The organism is Denitromonas iodatirespirans, from assembly GCF_018524365.1.
Lineage (GTDB): Bacteria > Pseudomonadota > Gammaproteobacteria > Burkholderiales > Rhodocyclaceae > Nitrogeniibacter > Nitrogeniibacter iodatirespirans.
Map to the genome: position 1 here is coordinate 1 of NZ_JAEKFT010000145.1, position 391 is coordinate 391.

The following is a 391-nucleotide window of genomic DNA, read 5'->3' on the forward strand; positions in this document are numbered from 1 at the left end:
GGCCACAGCCTCGGGCTGCGCGAGCGCTTGGGCTTCGAACAGCGTGTGCACGCCCATATCGCGCGGGTATGGACGATCCGTCGCGTTCCACGAGACGAGTACTTGATGGCGTTCGGGGGCGGGGAGGGGCTGAATGGACCGCAGAACATCAGGTTCTGCGCCCTCAAGCACCTCGATCAAACCCGTGATGGCCTCAAGCATGAAAACACCAACACGCTCCGGGCTCAACGCCTGGAGGGTTAGCACACTGATCGAAAAAGCATCGCCAAGATCATCCACCGACACTGTCAGCGGATAGTTAGTCCGCTCCCTCGCGCTGACGACCTGGATATCGTCCTGTGTGCAGTGCTCGAAGGGCGCAGTGTCCTGGTCGGGCGATGCGCTGTAGCGG

Annotated in this window: 1 protein-coding gene; it reads right to left on the reverse strand. The window is 61.6% G+C overall.

From position 1 onward, the window contains the following. A partial coding sequence (locus I8J34_RS24325; protein WP_214364204.1) for a hypothetical protein occupies nucleotides 1-391 on the reverse strand: 391 nt, incomplete at both ends.